This window comes from Methanococcoides sp. LMO-2 (genome assembly GCF_038432375.1).
Lineage (GTDB): Archaea > Halobacteriota > Methanosarcinia > Methanosarcinales > Methanosarcinaceae > Methanococcoides > Methanococcoides cohabitans.
Genome location: NZ_JBCAUS010000006.1, coordinates 205,503 through 220,085 on the forward strand (window position 1 = coordinate 205,503; position 14,583 = coordinate 220,085).

A 14,583-nucleotide genomic window follows, 5' to 3' on the forward strand; every position below is an offset into this window, starting at 1 on the left:
ATGATCACTTATTGGGTATGATTAGATGTAGTTGATTATAGCTGATATTATATAGATTAACACTGCAAACGAAAATACCGCAAGCATAGAGGCTGCAGCAATTACCACAGATGCCTGTTTTATGTCCTCTGCCACAGGGAGGGAAAAATCCTTGCCAATAACATAGGTGTTCGGTTTTTCCAGACGTACCCCAAGTACACCTGCCACAGAAGCCATCGGGTAGCCGGAATTCGGGGATGAACAGGAACGACAGTCACTGGTAGCACATTTGATAGCACCACCGTGGTCGAGTTTCTTTCCTTTTGAGATCATTCCCGCAAGCACGGATCCAATGGTAATATAAACAACACAGATACGTGCAGGTATCCAGTTGAGCACATCATCGGTCTTTGCTGAGAAGTAACCAAGGTCCCTGTGTTTCTCATCCATGTAGCCAACCATTGAATCAAGGGTGCTTACTGCCTTGAAGATGTATGCACCTATGAGACCGTATGGTCCAAGGATCGCATAGTAGAACAGCGGGCTCAAAATGCCGTCCACGAAGTTCTCCGAGCAGGTCTCTATCACGGATGAAGACACCTGGCCTTCGCTTAACTGTGAAGTGTCCCTGCTGACGTACATGGACAGCTTCTGACGTGCAGAAGGCAGGTCGCCCTTTACCAGCTCGGCATTGACCTCCATACCTGCCTCAATAAGGCGACGTATGGCAAATGTGGACTTGAGGAAATATGCTTCAATGAGAAGTACTACAAAGCCCGGCAGGAACGGCAGGTTCGCTATGAAAAGTACAGCACCGGCAATGGACGCTGCGAACAGGATCACAACAAGAGCGAACAGCACGCCGTAGAGCTTCCTGTGAGTAGCCGGAGCTGATCTTTTGAAGAAAGCTATTAGATTGCCTATCCAAACTACCGGATGCAGAGCTGTTGGCGGTTCCCCTATCAACAGGTCAAATGCGGTAGCAAGCAGAAGCACAGAGATCAGGTGATCGGTGTCTGCCAGAAACAGTTCGATCATAGAAGAGGCTCCACAACCTTAGCCCAGGACCTTTTCAGTTTATCTTCCATAGAACCTTCGCCTGAGAGCTCATTAAGGATCTTTTCCACAACATCCTTCTGATGTACCAGGACACAGTCCTCACAACTCCAGACCTTTCCGCCACTTGAGCGATCCACCCATTTACCACCGGTGCGCTCATCCTCACACTTGTAAAAAGGGCAGAAGCAGAATGTGCAGTCCTGGCCGGGGAAATGGTGACATGGATAGTAAGGACAATCGGTATTAGGACCCTGTGGCTTCACATCACCACTTTCAAGCATGTTGACAAGGTCCGATCTCGCATTCTCCCTTGCCTTTTCCACAACAACCTTTCCTATTGCACGGGATAGCCTGTCTGTTTCCTCCTTAGGCCTTACAGCTATCCTTATGAAATCCTTGCCCATGAACGGGAATGAACTGCAGTCCCGGATAAGCACACCATGGGAAGCAAGGCGTTGCATCAGTTCGGTGGAATCAAACGCAGAGTCACTGATGTCCACCAGAATGTAGTTAATTTCAGTATCGATAGGTATGAACTTGCGTATATTTGAAATTCTTTCTATGAGATATGCCCTGTCCTTCTTAATGGCTTCACGGGACTGAACAAGATAAGGGCTGTCACATCCGCCCTCCATGTTCATTACTGCAATCCCGATCTCCTCAGGGATCGATCCGAGGTTCCAGGAAAGCCTTGCAGTATTGAGTGCTTCTGACAGCCTCTTTGAAGCCACGCCAAAACCAAGTCGTATACCTGGAATTGCAAAGTCCTTGGTCAGGGAACGAAGTATGAAAAGATGGTCATTGCTCTCCACAACGTCAGCAATGCTCTGGGAAGGATCGTCAGCAAGTTCAATGAAAGCTTCATCGAGGAAAAGAAGTGTATGTTTTGATGCACACCTTTCCGCGAGTTTCAGGAGGTCCTCCCTGGAACGCAGTTTACCCGAAGGATTATTCGGATTACAGACAAATAGGATCTTTGCACTTTCAAGTACGTCATCTGGAAGGTCCATGACCTCCTCCTGCCTGATGTAGCGTACATCCGCTCCGGCAACCTTGCACTGTTGTTCATATTCAGCAAATGTGGGGTGTGGAATGAGCACGATATCCCCCTCATCCAGTACTGCTTCTGCCACGAGTCTTATGATCTCGCAGGAGCCATTGCCAGGAACGATATTATCAACAGAAAGTCCGTTACCAAGGAAATTCACAGCTGCAGAACGGTATTCCAGATACCTGTTGTCCGGATACTGGCCGAATCTCTTCGCCGCCTTTTCCATAATAGCATCAAGGTCAAGGCCTCCGGAAGGATGTTCGAACGGGCTGCCCAGGGGATTGAGGCTGGCGCTCAGGTCCAGCATTTCCGATTCCGGGATACCATACCGGCCGGCCATCTCACGAATCAGGCCCCCGTGAGCCGGGCAGGCAAGTTCTGCAATATGATCTTTGAGAGGTATTTGTTTTTTGTGCGACACGCTTATCGGATAATGTAAAGAACAGCAAATATATTAAGTTATTCAATTTAGGTTTCTTTAAGGGAACATAAGGTTGAATAAAAACAGATACTGTGCCCAACAATGTTCAAAGTTATAGTCGAAATAAGAAGAAGATGGTAAATCACTTTGGTTTGATTCCAGGATCAAAATATGCTCATTTTAACAACATGTCCTGGCATTTGCGAAGACTTTCCACAGAATCGACATTAATAGCAACCCCGGGGATCTCAACAACATGATCATAATTTTCCTGCTCTTCATCTATTGTCAGTGAATCAAGGATATTGATACCCACAGGAACGAGCATCACACCTTTTTTGTTAAACACGGTCCCCGGCCTCAAGCCGAGCTTGCGATACAGTCCGATAGGCACATACACTGACATAGCAGGGAAGCCACATTCCCCATAGGCTCTGGCTATCATATCTATATGCTCAGAGGTCACCAGTGGAAGATCAGGCATCAGTACCATTACAGGACCGGAACTACCGGAATCCCTGACAGCTGCAACCATATCGCCCACATAATTATCCCCGGATGTCCTGAGAACAGATACCCTGTTACGATAGTTTTTCTTTACACAGCCTTCAGTGTCCGGAGAATAAGATGAAACCTGCACGAACACACGATCGATATGAATTGCTCCAAGAAGAGAATCCAGGAGATAATTGATAAGTGGCCTATCCATGAGCATAACACATGCTTTTTCTTCCATGCCTAACCTCTGGGCCAGGCCACCAGCCATTACGATAGCATCCATTTTAGATATCCACATTAAAAGCGATCATAAAAGATACATCCGATAAACAAAACTGAAAATTTTCAAAGACGCGGGACAATTACTTTTTCCCAAGCAACCTTCAGGTTATCATCTGCCTCACTGTCACGCATCAGGATCTTCAGGACATCCTGTACCACATCTTTCTTGTGTATCACAGTACACTCTTCACAACTCCATACCTTGCTTCCTGTGGTGCTATTTATCCACTTACCTCCTGTGCGGGATTCCTCACATGGATAGAAAGGGCAGAAACAGAAGGTGCAATCCTGCCTCTGGAAGTGGCAGGGATAATATTCACAGGTATTTCTTGATGCGGGTTCTCCGGATGCCGCACACTCGATAGTATGCTTTAATTTTTCCTCACCATATTCCTTTCCGGACTCTGACAGAACCATTCCGATAGCATAGATCAAACGATCGGTCTCATCCCGGGTGCGAACTGCAATCCGGACGTAATCATTGCCAAGCAGGTAAAATGAACTGCAATCCCTTACAAGGATGCCATGGGATGCAAGCCTTTCTGTAAGCTCCACCGAATCTATAAGAAGTTGACTGATATCAACAAGGACGTAATTAACGGCACTTGGAAGAGGTTTGAAGCCATAGATATCCGACAGGCGTTTCACAAGGAAATTCCTTTCCTTTTCAATGGATCTACGGGATTCTTCAAGATACTTGCTGTAACAACCGCCTTCCATCTCCAGAAGGGCCGTCCCCACAACATCAGGGGTCGAGCCAAGGTTCCAGGACAATCTTGCGGTGTTCAATGCAGCCGCCATTCTTTCAGATGCCACACCAAATCCCAGACGTATGCCAGGGATCGCGAAATTCTTGGTTAGTGAACGAAGTACAAAAACGTGATCATTGGTTGCTGCCACATCGGCCACGCTCTGCGAAGGATCGTCGGCAAGCTCCATGAACGCCTCATCAACGAACAGGAGAGTTCCATTTGCCTCACAGCGATCTGCAAGAGCAAGTATATCATCCCTGGGTAGCAGTTTCCCCGTTGGGTTATTAGGATTACAGACGAATAGGATCTTTATATCCTGCAATGCCTCATCAGAGATCCCCATCAGGCCCTCGTGTTCGAAGTAACGGATGTTCGCACCCATGATCCTGCACTGCTGCTCATACTCATCAAAAGTGGGCTGTGGAATTCCCACAATGTCACCTTTACTCAGGATGCATTCTGCAACAAGTCGGATGGTCTCACATGAACCATTCCCAGGAATGATGTTCTCTGCACTCAACCCATCACCAAGGAATTTTGCTGCAGCCTCCTTATACAGTAAGTAGCGATTGTCAGGATAGTGATACATTCCAGGCTTTGAAGCCTCAAATAAAGAAGAAAGGTCAAGACCATATTCAGGATGATCGAACGGGCTGCCATAAGGATTCAGGCTTGCGCTCATGTCTATGATATCGGACTCTTCTATCCCGTATTCCTGTGATGCCTGGCGTACAAGACCGCCATGCGATGCGGGCACAAGACCTATGATATGTTTTTTGAGAGGTAAATTACCTTCAGCTTCCAGATTCATCGTCACATTAATCGTCCTATGATAGGAACAAAAGCTATATTAATTTATGTAAATTTATCTTTAGAAACTCCAATACTCACATATGAAACTAAAAAAGCATCCGGAAAAATCGGCACCCATCATTACCAATGTCCTTAAAGGAACCAACGGTAAATATCTGCAAACCAAAGTCGCAGAAAAAAACCAATCCGAAATTCTTAAATATGGAACCCGGCAATTTGAAGGTGTCGTGGTGACACAGGAGGACATATCTTCCGGATGTCTGCCACAAATATGTCAGGAAAGCCAGAGTATCCATAACAGGTGAATATACACACCCCAACAACATGGAGACTTGATCATGTAGATCGAACGGACTCTAAATCCGTTCAGCCGGGTTAGATTCCCGGAGTTTCCGCCAGATGGACATGGCTTTCCATCAAAACATATGACAACCTGATGTACGATACATCGGGTGCAAGTAAAGGATGATGATAATATGAAGTGTTTCGCGATAGGAGCTTAGACCTATGGAAAAGCAATTACTGGATATTCTGGTCGGACTCAACGGAGTCTGGCTGTCGCGAAGCGGATTACTTCATGGGATCAAAGACTTTGAGGTCACAAGGAATCACCTTCATATTGAGACCGAGTGTGGGGCCCGGTTCACAGTAAGGAATTCCAGATCAAGCCGTTCTGCAAGATCACTCAGGAACAATAAGTACCGTAAGCCTTGCAAACGCTGTCGTCCAAGTGACGAGCAGATCAATCGTTTTGTTAAGAAGACCTTCAAGGAGAAAGGACAAGCCGTTAGTGTATTCTCCTCAAAGAAGCCTGCTCCCAGGAAGCCAAAACAAGCTGTTGTTAAATCCGTTTCAGTGTCCACACCAACTCCACCGCCAGTAAGTGAGGCAAAGCCTGCCGCCACTGAGCCAAAAGTTGAAAAGGACAAAAAACCGGAAGTGAAATATTCACCTTCCCAGATCGAGAGGCTTAAGACATTGATGGCGCCTGAGGACAGGATACCGGTGCAGGGAGATCTGCCCGAATTCAAGGACCTTGAGAAAGAACTACTCGAAAGGCGGCGCAAAGACCTCAGGAAGATGTATGAAGAGGACAGGGAAGACCGCCTTGGCAAACTTGAAAGGACAATCACCGAGTTCTTTGTTGAAAGAGGATTCCTTGAGATAAAGTCCCCGATAATGATACCATTCGAATATGTCGAAAGAATGGGTATCGACAAGGATGACGAAAACTACAAGCTATTCCGTGTGGGAGAAAACATGTGCCTGAGGCCGATGCTGGCACCAGGACTGTACAACTACCTGCGCAAGCTGGACAAAGTGCTCCCCGACCCCATAAGGATATTCGAGATCGGACCATGTTACCGCAAAGAGTCCGACGGAAGCAGCCACCTTCAAGAGTTCACGATGCTGAACTTCTGCCAGATGGGATCCAACTGCACAAGGGAAGAGCTTGAAGGCATCATACATGAGTTACTTGAGTACCTTGGCATAGAATACCAGATCGAAGCGGATGATTGCATGGTCTACGGAGACACAATCGATGTAATGCATGGTGACCTGGAACTTTCCTCAGCAGTTGTCGGACCTATCCCCCTTGACAGGGAATGGGGAGTCAACAAACCATGGATAGGTGCAGGTTTCGGACTGGAAAGACTGCTCAAGGTAAAGCACGACTATTCCAACATACGCCGTGCAAGCAGGTCCGAACTGTACTACAACGGAATCATTACCAACTTATGAGGTGAATATCTTGTTTGAGAACATGGATAATAAGGACCTGGATAGCTATGCAGACCAGATCATAGCCGGGTCACAGTTGTCCGATGATGATATCAGGAGCCTTCTTGAAACAGAAAGTCCTGAGATAATTGATAAACTGCATTATGTGGCACGCCGTATAAGGGACCATTTCTTCGGAAACAAGGTGTTCATGTACAGCTTTGTGTACTTCTCCACACACTGCAAGAACAAATGTGCTTTCTGTTACTACAGGAACTCCAATGACATTGAAAGATACCGCCTCAGCAATGAGGATATCAGGCAGATCTGCCAGGTCATAAAGACCGAAGACGTACATATGGTGGACCTGACAATGGGCGAAGACCCGTACTTCCACAACAAGCCGGAGAGACTTGCTGAGATCGTGAGGCTTGTAAAGGAAGAGGTCGGAAAGCCGATCATGGTATCCCCGGGAGTTGTTGATGACGATACTCTCGAACTTTTAAAGAACAACGGGGCCAACTTCCTTGCGCTGTATCAGGAAACCTATGACATGGAACTCTACAAACAGTTGAGGGTCGACCAGTCATTCGAAGGCAGGATCAATTCAAGGAACCATGCAAAGAAGCTGGGATACTGTGTCGAGGACGGTATGCTCACAGAAGTGGAACCTGATATGGAGTCCACCATAATATCACTGAGAGGACTGGCAACCTCTAATCCGGACATGGTGCGTGTGATGACATTCCTGCCACAGCAGGGAACGCCACTGGAAGGAAAGGAAATAAGAGATTGTGCCTCTGAACTGAAGATCATCTCGATACTTCGTCTTCTATATCCGGAGAAGCTTATTCCGGCATCACTCGACCTTGAAGGGATCGATGGGATGGTCCACAGGCTTAACGCCGGAGCAAACGTAGTCACATCGATCATATCTTCCAATTCATCCCTTGAGGGTGTTGTCAACTATGACAGGGAACACGCTGAAAGGGACAGGGATGTAAAGAGCGTCGTCGCCAGACTGAAAACAATGGGTATGGAGCCTGCAGAACAAAGCGAGTTCGAGAAGTTGTTGGGGCGATAGGATGACGACGATATGTTTGATAGGAGGGAAGCTTCAGGGCTTCGAAGTGAGCTATCTTGCCAGGAAAGCGGGGATGGATGTTGTCCTGATAGACAGGAACAGGAAGCCACTTATACGCAATGTTGTTGACGAGTTCCACTGTTTTGACATAACTCAGGACCCTGACCGTTTCATCGACATCTCAAAGGATGTAGATGCCATAATTCCGGTCAATGAGAACATTGGGACCCTTGATTTTATTCGGGACATCAGCACTAAGCTGGAATGCCCCGTTCTTTTTGATTTTGATGCATACCACATCAGCATGGACAAGAAAAGGTCCAAGGAATACTTTGTTTCCATCGGAGTACCGACCCCGGACGATAAACCATCACAACCGCCTTATTTTATCAAGCCTCCATGCGAGAGCAGCAGCATCGGGACAAAGATAATCTACGATGACAGTGAGCTCGAAGGGCTTGACCCTTCCATGATGATCGAGGAGTATCTTGAAGGTGATGTTGTATCACTGGAGATAATCGGGGACGGAGAGCATTTTGCAGTGGTGAAGGAAACGAAGGTGCACATCGATGACACCTATGATTGTCACATGATAACACCTGTAGACCACGACCCTGAATTCAGGAACATATCATACGCATTGGCTGCGAATCTCAACCTGAAAGGCATCATGGATGTAGAGGCAATTGCCTCCGAAAGGGGACTTAAGGTCCTGGAGATAGATGCCAGGTTCCCCAGCCAGACACCGACCGCCGTATACCATTCAAGCGGCATCAACCTTGTTGAAATGCTTATGAAGGCATTCAACGAAGGCATTGATGAGATAGAGAGGGCACCTGAAAAAGGATACTGTATCTTTGAGCACCTATTACTGAAGGATGGAGAACTTGTTTCCGTTGGGGAACATGTACTGTCAATGGGAGACTCATATGACATATATCATGAAGAGGATGGACTGGAGATCTTCAGGAGTGAAGGTAAGGACACTGTATTCACCCTCATCTCAAAGGGCATCGATGAAGATGCAACACAAATGGCACGCAACAGAGGAATTGCACATATCGGAACACATTACGGATTATAAGAAGTGATTACTATGGCATTATTGACACCTGAAGACCTGGAAGACCTGCTGAACAAGCTTAACGCGAACAATGATATTATAAAAGGAGCAACCGGAAAGGACATCTCACAGATATGTGAAGAAGTCTATAGCACAAAACCCGGAAACCAGAAAGTGGGAATTGTTCCCATCACTGCCGGCAACGGCATCATTGGTAACTTCTCAGCATCCCTGCTTGCAATAACCGAATATTTCGGACTTGAAGGTTTTATCACCGAACATCCGGACATGACCGGATATTATGAGGCAGTTGCAGGTGGTGCAGACATCATACTGATGGCAGACGACCATATATTCATTGCACACAACTTAAGCAATGGTAAGATAGCAACCAACCATATATGCACCGGCGTGATCTACTCCGAGATAGCTTCAAGGTACAAGCACGCTGATTCAAAGGACGTTCTGGTCATCGGTCTTGGACGTGTGGGATATGCAGGCGCATCACACCTTGTGAAAAAGGGATTTAATGTGTATGCATGCGACCCGAACACAGAGTTCATGAACAGGGCTATCGAAGAGCTTGGTGTCAACGCCTTTGACATTGAAAAGCCAAGGAAGTTCTCCATGGTATTTGAGGCAACCCCAAATGCAAATACGATATCAGAAGGAATGATCGCAGAAAGATGTCTGGTATCAACTCCGGGCATCCCGTGCGCCCTGCCGGATGACCTTGACGAGAAGTACGATATCGACCTCGTCATGGAACCACTGGTAATTGGTGTTGCAGCAATGCTCTATTCAATTTTTTAAATTGTATGTTAAAATAAGCATTATGTTTTGGCAGGAAGAAATGCCTGTCAAAACATATCATAAAGTACTAAAATAAATCCAAAATACTTGACTAATGCGACTATTGCAGTTGATTTTTTTCAAACAAAAAGGTATATATATAGCAAATACATAGCGTAACTACCTTTTTAGTGATTATAAAGGATTTAGTATAAAGGAGAATGTAAATGTCCGAATACACACAGAAGGAAAGATTAGTCCGCGTATTACAGGGAGAGAAAGTTGACAGGATGCCAGCTATCTGTGTCACACAGACCGGTACAGTAGACCAGATGGAAGCAATCGATGTTTTCTGGCCAGAAGCAAACTACGATGCTGCACAGCTTGCTGCACTCTCAGAAGCAGGTCACACAGTTATCGGTTTCGAAGCAATCCGTGTCCCATTCGACATCACCGCAGAAGCAGAGTTCTTCGGCTGTGGCATCAAGGACGGTACAAAGGTACAGCAGCCATCCGTCATCAGCCACGTTGTAAACAGCCTTGACGACCTCAAGCCATTTGAAGGATACGATGTCAAAGACACAAGCAAGAGAACCTCCATCGTCCTCGAAGCAATCAAGATCCTCAAAGAGAAGTACGGAGAAGAAGTCCCAATCATCGGAAGTATGATCGGTCCTTTCTCACTCGCACAGCACATCACCGGTGACTCCTGGTTCATGGACATCATGACAAAGGAAGAGTACGGTCTTGAGATCATGGAATTCGCAACAGACTTCTCCATCAAGTACGCACTCGCACAGGTAGAAGCTGGAGCAAGCGTATTCTCAATCATTGACCCAACCGCAAGCTACTCACTTATTGGTGCAGACTTCTACGCAAAGTTCGTAGTACCATTCCACCAGAAGCTCATTGACGCACTCCACGAGAAGGGCGTACCAGCTGTACTCCACATCTGTGGTGACACAACAGAAGGTCTTGCACTCATGGAGACCTGTGGTGTAGACGCAATCAGTGTTGACCAGAACGTTAACGCAGCAACAGCAATCACCAAGGTAGAGAAAGCACTCATCGTCGGTAACCTCGACCCAGTCAACTGCCTCTGGAACCAGAGCGTAGATTTCGTCAAGGAAGAATCCGCAAGAGTACTCAAAGAGCTCGACAACAAGGGACTTCTCGCACCTGGCTGTGGTATCGTAAGCCAGACCCCAACCGAGAACCTCCAGGCAATGATCGAAGCTGCAAAGAACTGGACTTACTAAGTCCAATTCTTTTTTCCTTTCTTTTTTTAATTACTTGAAATTCAAATTAAATTCATTTTTAAACTCTGTTCTGCCCTTAAACCCCTTTTCTCCGGGCACATGCACTATTTGCATTAATTTTAACCTGCTACCTTTCATCGCATTCCAGAACAACTTATTCTGAGTATTGAACAACCCACAGGGGCTTAACCAAAGGTTTAGATATTTGAAGATTAAAATGCACAAAAGAGATTAAATATATCAAGGTTCTCCATTATCTTTAAATACTTCCTCGTATATGAGCATAATAAATCAAATTTAAAAATTACAAGAGGTTAAAAAGATGAAAGTATGCGTACCTTCTGCAAAAAATGGTGGATTGGAAGATAATGTCGGACAGCACTTTGGAATGGTTCCAAACTATACCGTACTGGATACAGAGACAAATGAGGTAATGGTAGTAGAAAATACAAGCCAGCACAACGGCGGCGTTGGTTTGCCACCTGAACTATTATCAAATGCAGGCGTCGACATAATGCTTTGCGGAGGACTTGGAACAAAAGCTGTCAACATGTTCTCAGAATTCGGGATAGAGGTTTTCGTTGGAGCTCAGGGAACAGTAGAAACTGCTATTTCAGAATGGAAAGAAGGAAACCTTGCAAGTCCGAACAGTGAGAATGTCTGCCAGGGACATGACCACGACCATGATCACCAGAACTGAATGATATCATGAAGATCGCAATAGCAAGCGGAAAAGGAGGAACAGGCAAGACCACCGTAGCGGTGAACCTTTCCCTTTCACTTCAGGATGCACAACTCCTGGACTGTGATGTTGAAGAACCTAACTGCAACCTCTTTCTCAAAAGGGAAATGGAGCCGATCACAGAGGTAACAACCGTCATCCCTGAGATCCTGGAAGAGAACTGCACATATTGTAAAAAATGTTCTGACTTCTGCCGTTTCAATGCAATTGCAACTCTTCCGAACAAGATCATGACATTTCCTGCACTATGCCACAGTTGTGGCGGATGCATGATGGTATGCCCCGAAGGGGCAATTCAGGAATGCGAGATCGTTACAGGCATAATAAGGAAATCAACAACCAAAGACCAGACCGGTCCGGAACTATACGAAGGACTGCTGGATATCGGCCAGACCATGGCATCACCTGTGATCGGGAAGGTGAAAAAATACATCGATCCAACCAGGACAGCTATCATTGATGCACCGCCCGGAACCGCGTGCCCGGTACTGACCACCCTTGAAGATGTCGACTACTGTATCCTTGTTACTGAGCCTACTCCCTTTGGATTACATGACCTGAAACTGGCGGTCGAGGTTGCCAGAGTACTCAATATACCACACGGAATACTTATCAACCGAAGTGGAAGTGGCGATGACAGTGTGGAAAAATACTGTGCAGACGAGGGTATCGAAGTCCTTATGAAAATACCCCAGGACACAAGGATCGCACGGCTTTACTCGGAGGGAATTCCATTCGTGGAGGAGATGGAAGAGTGGAAAGAGAAGTTCATGCAGCTCTACATTTCTATAAAAGACAGATACGGCAGGAGTGAAAAAGCATGAAGCAGCTTGTCATAATCAGCGGTAAAGGCGGGACCGGCAAGACAACCATCACTGCAGGTATTTCATCACTTGCAGAGAACAGTATTATCGCAGACTGTGATGTGGATGCACCTAACCTGCATCTTCTCCTTGAACCAGAGGTCATCGAAACCTTCGATTTCCACGGAATGGACATCGCAAATATAGATGATGAGAAATGTTCCGGCTGCAACCTGTGTATCGAGAATTGCAATTTTAATGCGATATTCACGGACCATTCCATAAACAGCTGCAAATGCGAAGGTTGCGGGGTCTGCGAATACGTATGCCCTGAGAATGCTATTACAATGATAGACAACCCCTCAGGAACTGTATTCAGTTCAACTACAAGGTATGGCCCGATGGTGCATGCAGAACTGTTTATCGGAGAAGAAGCAAGCGGTAAACTTGTTACTTCAGTAAAAGAACATGCCCTATCACTCGCAAGGGAAAATGACTCCGACCTTGTCATCTACGACGGCCCTCCGGGAACCGGCTGTCCTGTTATAGCCACCATTACCGGTGCTGACCTTGCACTTATTGTCACTGAACCAAGTGTATCAGGCATACACGACCTGGAAAGAATAATAAAGGTCACTGACCATTTCGGAATTCCTGCCATCGTCTGCATCAATAAATATAACATAAATGAAGAGAACACAAAGCAGATCGAGATATCATGCGAGGAAAATGGCATTATGGTTGCAGGAAAGCTTCCGTATGACACAATACCTAACAGGGCGATGATAGGGAAAAAGACCGTCATTGAATATGCGGACAATGAGTTCTCAGATAACCTGAAAAGCATCTGGAGAACTGTGAAAGCAGAACTCGATGCAACCTCATGATGAAAATGGGATATTTGGTAGTATAAAAGGTGATCAGACAATGAAATGTGCATCCTGCAAAACAAGAAGGTGCAGGGAGGGAAAGGATTGTACTCCAAGGGAAGTGCAGCCTGAATATGTTGCAGAAGACCTGGATATGATGAAGGCGGCCTCAAAGATAGAGGCTAATTTCTACATGCAGAGAACAAGGCTTGAAGAGCTCATCCTTTTTGCAAAGGAAATGGGATACCGCAAACTAGGCGTCGCTTTCTGCCTGGGTCTGGGAGATGAGGCCAGGACCCTCTGCCATATACTTGAGAAAGACTTCATGGTAGAGTCTGTATGCTGCAAGATCTGTGGCGTGGACAAGGAGGAATACGGACTGGACAAGATCAGGGAGGGAAGAGAAACAACCTGCAACCCCATTGCTCAGGCAACAATGCTCAACCGGGCGGGAACAGATCTTAACATCATAGTGGGACTATGCATGGGTCATGACATAATGTTCAACAAATATTCCGAAGCACCTGTTACAACGTTCATTGTAAAGGACAGGGTCCTTGCACACAATCCTGCAGGAGCACTTTATTCCGGATATTACCAGAGGAACCGTTTCGGAATGGGGAACAAGTGATGAAGGTCACCATCGTCTATGATAATGAAGCAAAACCACCTTTCAGGAAAGGGTGGGGATTTTCCTGTTATATTGACACCGGGAACAGGAAGATACTTTTTGACACGGGGTGGGATGGCTGTGCTTTAAGGCACAATCTATCGAAGCTGAACATACCTGTCGAGGATATCGATATTCTCGTGCTTTCCCACCAGCACTGGGACCATATAGGTGGCCTGCCGGTGATATTGAACAGCAGCAAGAGCCTTGAGGTCTTCGTTCCAGCATCCTTTTCAGAGAAACTTAAAAATGAGATGTCGGTCCATTCTACTTTGCATGAGGTCACCGACAAATGCAGAATATGCAACAACGTCTTTTCTACAGGTGAACTAGGGAACAATCCTAAAGAGCAGTCGCTGATGCTGGAAACAGCAAACGGTATTTTCGTGATCACAGGATGTGCACACCCGGGACTGGAAGCCATAATCGGAGCAGCAGCTTCAGAAGGAGAGGTCTGCGGCATCATTGGGGGCCTGCATGATAGCAGGGAGTATGAACTCCTTGAAGGACTGGAGTTCATAGGTGTCGGACACTGTACATCGAACATTGAGACCATCAAAAGCATGTTTCCGGATACTTTTGTACCTATTGAGGCAGGGTACAGCTTTGAGATCTGAATAGAACTGAAATATCTTGCCAGATCTTCAGTTGTACCAATTCCATACCTTCAAAACACTACAGGTTCACAGTATATTTTGAACTGCTTTCCATGCAGAAGTATATC

Annotated in this window: 14 protein-coding genes; 10 read left to right on the plus strand and 4 right to left on the minus strand. The window is 46.2% G+C overall.

Annotated elements, in window-relative coordinates; translation table 11 throughout:
- Window positions 1–21: 21 nt before the first annotated feature.
- From WOA13_RS08650 to cobD (WOA13_RS08665), 4 genes are all read right to left on the minus strand, one after another.
- On the minus strand, window positions 22–1,017 hold the full coding sequence (locus WOA13_RS08650) for a cobalamin biosynthesis protein (RefSeq protein WP_342127502.1): 996 nt from the start codon (window positions 1,015–1,017) through the stop codon (window positions 22–24).
- Entirely contained in the window at window positions 1,014–2,510 is a 1,497-nt protein-coding gene (gene cobD, locus WOA13_RS08655; protein WP_342127503.1) for a threonine-phosphate decarboxylase CobD, read from the minus strand. Before cobD (WOA13_RS08655) ends, WOA13_RS08650 begins: the two co-directional genes overlap by 4 nt.
- 175 nt (window positions 2,511–2,685) lie before the next feature.
- Window positions 2,686–3,291 carry an NTP transferase domain-containing protein gene (locus WOA13_RS08660; protein WP_342127504.1) on the minus strand — a complete coding sequence of 202 codons (606 nt, stop codon included), beginning with the start codon at window positions 3,289–3,291 and terminating at the stop codon, window positions 2,686–2,688.
- Between the two features lie 62 nt (window positions 3,292–3,353).
- Window positions 3,354–4,853: a threonine-phosphate decarboxylase CobD gene (gene cobD, locus WOA13_RS08665; RefSeq protein WP_342127747.1), complete on the minus strand. Its 1,500-nt coding sequence runs from the start codon at window positions 4,851–4,853 to the stop codon at window positions 3,354–3,356.
- A gap of 509 nt (window positions 4,854–5,362) precedes the next feature.
- Here cobD (WOA13_RS08665) and pylS point away from each other — a divergent pair.
- From pylS to WOA13_RS08715, 10 genes are all read left to right on the plus strand, one after another.
- Complete coding sequence (pylS, locus tag WOA13_RS08670) at window positions 5,363–6,598, plus strand: pyrrolysine--tRNA(Pyl) ligase (RefSeq protein ID WP_342127505.1); 1,236 nt, start codon at window positions 5,363–5,365, stop codon at window positions 6,596–6,598.
- 22 nt (window positions 6,599–6,620) lie between these two features.
- Complete coding sequence (gene pylB / locus WOA13_RS08675; RefSeq protein ID WP_342127506.1) at window positions 6,621–7,661, plus strand: methylornithine synthase PylB; 1,041 nt, start codon at window positions 6,621–6,623, stop codon at window positions 7,659–7,661.
- A gap of 1 nt (window position 7,662) precedes the next feature.
- Window positions 7,663–8,745, plus strand: a complete 1,083-nt coding sequence (gene pylC / locus WOA13_RS08680) for a 3-methylornithine--L-lysine ligase PylC (protein ID WP_342127507.1) — start codon at window positions 7,663–7,665, stop codon at window positions 8,743–8,745.
- Between the two features lie 12 nt (window positions 8,746–8,757).
- Window positions 8,758–9,537, plus strand: a complete 780-nt coding sequence (gene pylD, locus WOA13_RS08685) for a 3-methylornithyl-N6-L-lysine dehydrogenase PylD (RefSeq protein WP_342127508.1) — start codon at window positions 8,758–8,760, stop codon at window positions 9,535–9,537.
- Between the two features lie 206 nt (window positions 9,538–9,743).
- Window positions 9,744–10,775 (plus strand): methylcobamide:CoM methyltransferase MtbA, encoded by a 1,032-nt coding sequence (mtbA, locus tag WOA13_RS08690; RefSeq protein ID WP_342127509.1) that lies wholly within the window; start codon window positions 9,744–9,746, stop codon window positions 10,773–10,775.
- Between the two features lie 322 nt (window positions 10,776–11,097).
- On the plus strand, window positions 11,098–11,475 hold the full coding sequence (locus tag WOA13_RS08695; RefSeq protein ID WP_342127510.1) for a NifB/NifX family molybdenum-iron cluster-binding protein: 378 nt from the start codon (window positions 11,098–11,100) through the stop codon (window positions 11,473–11,475).
- An 8-nt stretch (window positions 11,476–11,483) separates the two neighbouring features.
- Window positions 11,484–12,341 carry an ATP-binding protein gene (locus WOA13_RS08700; RefSeq protein ID WP_342127511.1) on the plus strand — a complete coding sequence of 286 codons (858 nt, stop codon included), beginning with the start codon at window positions 11,484–11,486 and terminating at the stop codon, window positions 12,339–12,341.
- The gene (locus WOA13_RS08705) at window positions 12,338–13,207 is read left to right on the plus strand and encodes a nucleotide-binding protein (protein WP_342127512.1); all 870 of its coding nucleotides are present in this window, start codon (window positions 12,338–12,340) and stop codon (window positions 13,205–13,207) included. The genes WOA13_RS08700 and WOA13_RS08705 overlap by 4 nt, the downstream gene beginning before the upstream one ends.
- A gap of 40 nt (window positions 13,208–13,247) precedes the next feature.
- Window positions 13,248–13,820 (plus strand): DUF1847 domain-containing protein, encoded by a 573-nt coding sequence (locus WOA13_RS08710; RefSeq protein ID WP_342127513.1) that lies wholly within the window; start codon window positions 13,248–13,250, stop codon window positions 13,818–13,820.
- Complete coding sequence (locus WOA13_RS08715; protein WP_342127514.1) at window positions 13,820–14,476, plus strand: MBL fold metallo-hydrolase; 657 nt, start codon at window positions 13,820–13,822, stop codon at window positions 14,474–14,476. The genes WOA13_RS08710 and WOA13_RS08715 overlap by 1 nt, the downstream gene beginning before the upstream one ends.
- Window positions 14,477–14,583 lie beyond the last annotated feature (107 nt).

Excerpts from the sequence above, each read along its gene's own strand:
- WOA13_RS08650 (WP_342127502.1), bottom strand. The coding sequence starts at position 1,017 with ATGATCGAACTGTTTCTGGCAGACACCGATCACCTGATCTCTGTGCTT.
- WOA13_RS08660 (WP_342127504.1), bottom strand. The coding sequence starts at position 3,291 with ATGGATGCTATCGTAATGGCTGGTGGCCTGGCCCAGAGGTTAGGCATG.
- cobD (WP_342127747.1), bottom strand. The coding sequence starts at position 4,853 with ATGAATCTGGAAGCTGAAGGTAATTTACCTCTCAAAAAACATATCATA.
- pylS (WP_342127505.1), top strand. The coding sequence starts at position 5,363 with ATGGAAAAGCAATTACTGGATATTCTGGTCGGACTCAACGGAGTCTGG.
- pylB (WP_342127506.1), top strand. The coding sequence starts at position 6,621 with ATGGATAATAAGGACCTGGATAGCTATGCAGACCAGATCATAGCCGGG.
- pylC (WP_342127507.1), top strand. The coding sequence starts at position 7,663 with ATGACGACGATATGTTTGATAGGAGGGAAGCTTCAGGGCTTCGAAGTG.
- pylD (WP_342127508.1), top strand. The coding sequence starts at position 8,758 with ATGGCATTATTGACACCTGAAGACCTGGAAGACCTGCTGAACAAGCTT.
- mtbA (WP_342127509.1), top strand. The coding sequence starts at position 9,744 with ATGTCCGAATACACACAGAAGGAAAGATTAGTCCGCGTATTACAGGGA.
- WOA13_RS08695 (WP_342127510.1), top strand. The coding sequence starts at position 11,098 with ATGAAAGTATGCGTACCTTCTGCAAAAAATGGTGGATTGGAAGATAAT.
- WOA13_RS08700 (WP_342127511.1), top strand. The coding sequence starts at position 11,484 with ATGAAGATCGCAATAGCAAGCGGAAAAGGAGGAACAGGCAAGACCACC.
- WOA13_RS08705 (WP_342127512.1), top strand. The coding sequence starts at position 12,338 with ATGAAGCAGCTTGTCATAATCAGCGGTAAAGGCGGGACCGGCAAGACA.
- WOA13_RS08710 (WP_342127513.1), top strand. The coding sequence starts at position 13,248 with ATGAAATGTGCATCCTGCAAAACAAGAAGGTGCAGGGAGGGAAAGGAT.
- WOA13_RS08715 (WP_342127514.1), top strand. The coding sequence starts at position 13,820 with ATGAAGGTCACCATCGTCTATGATAATGAAGCAAAACCACCTTTCAGG.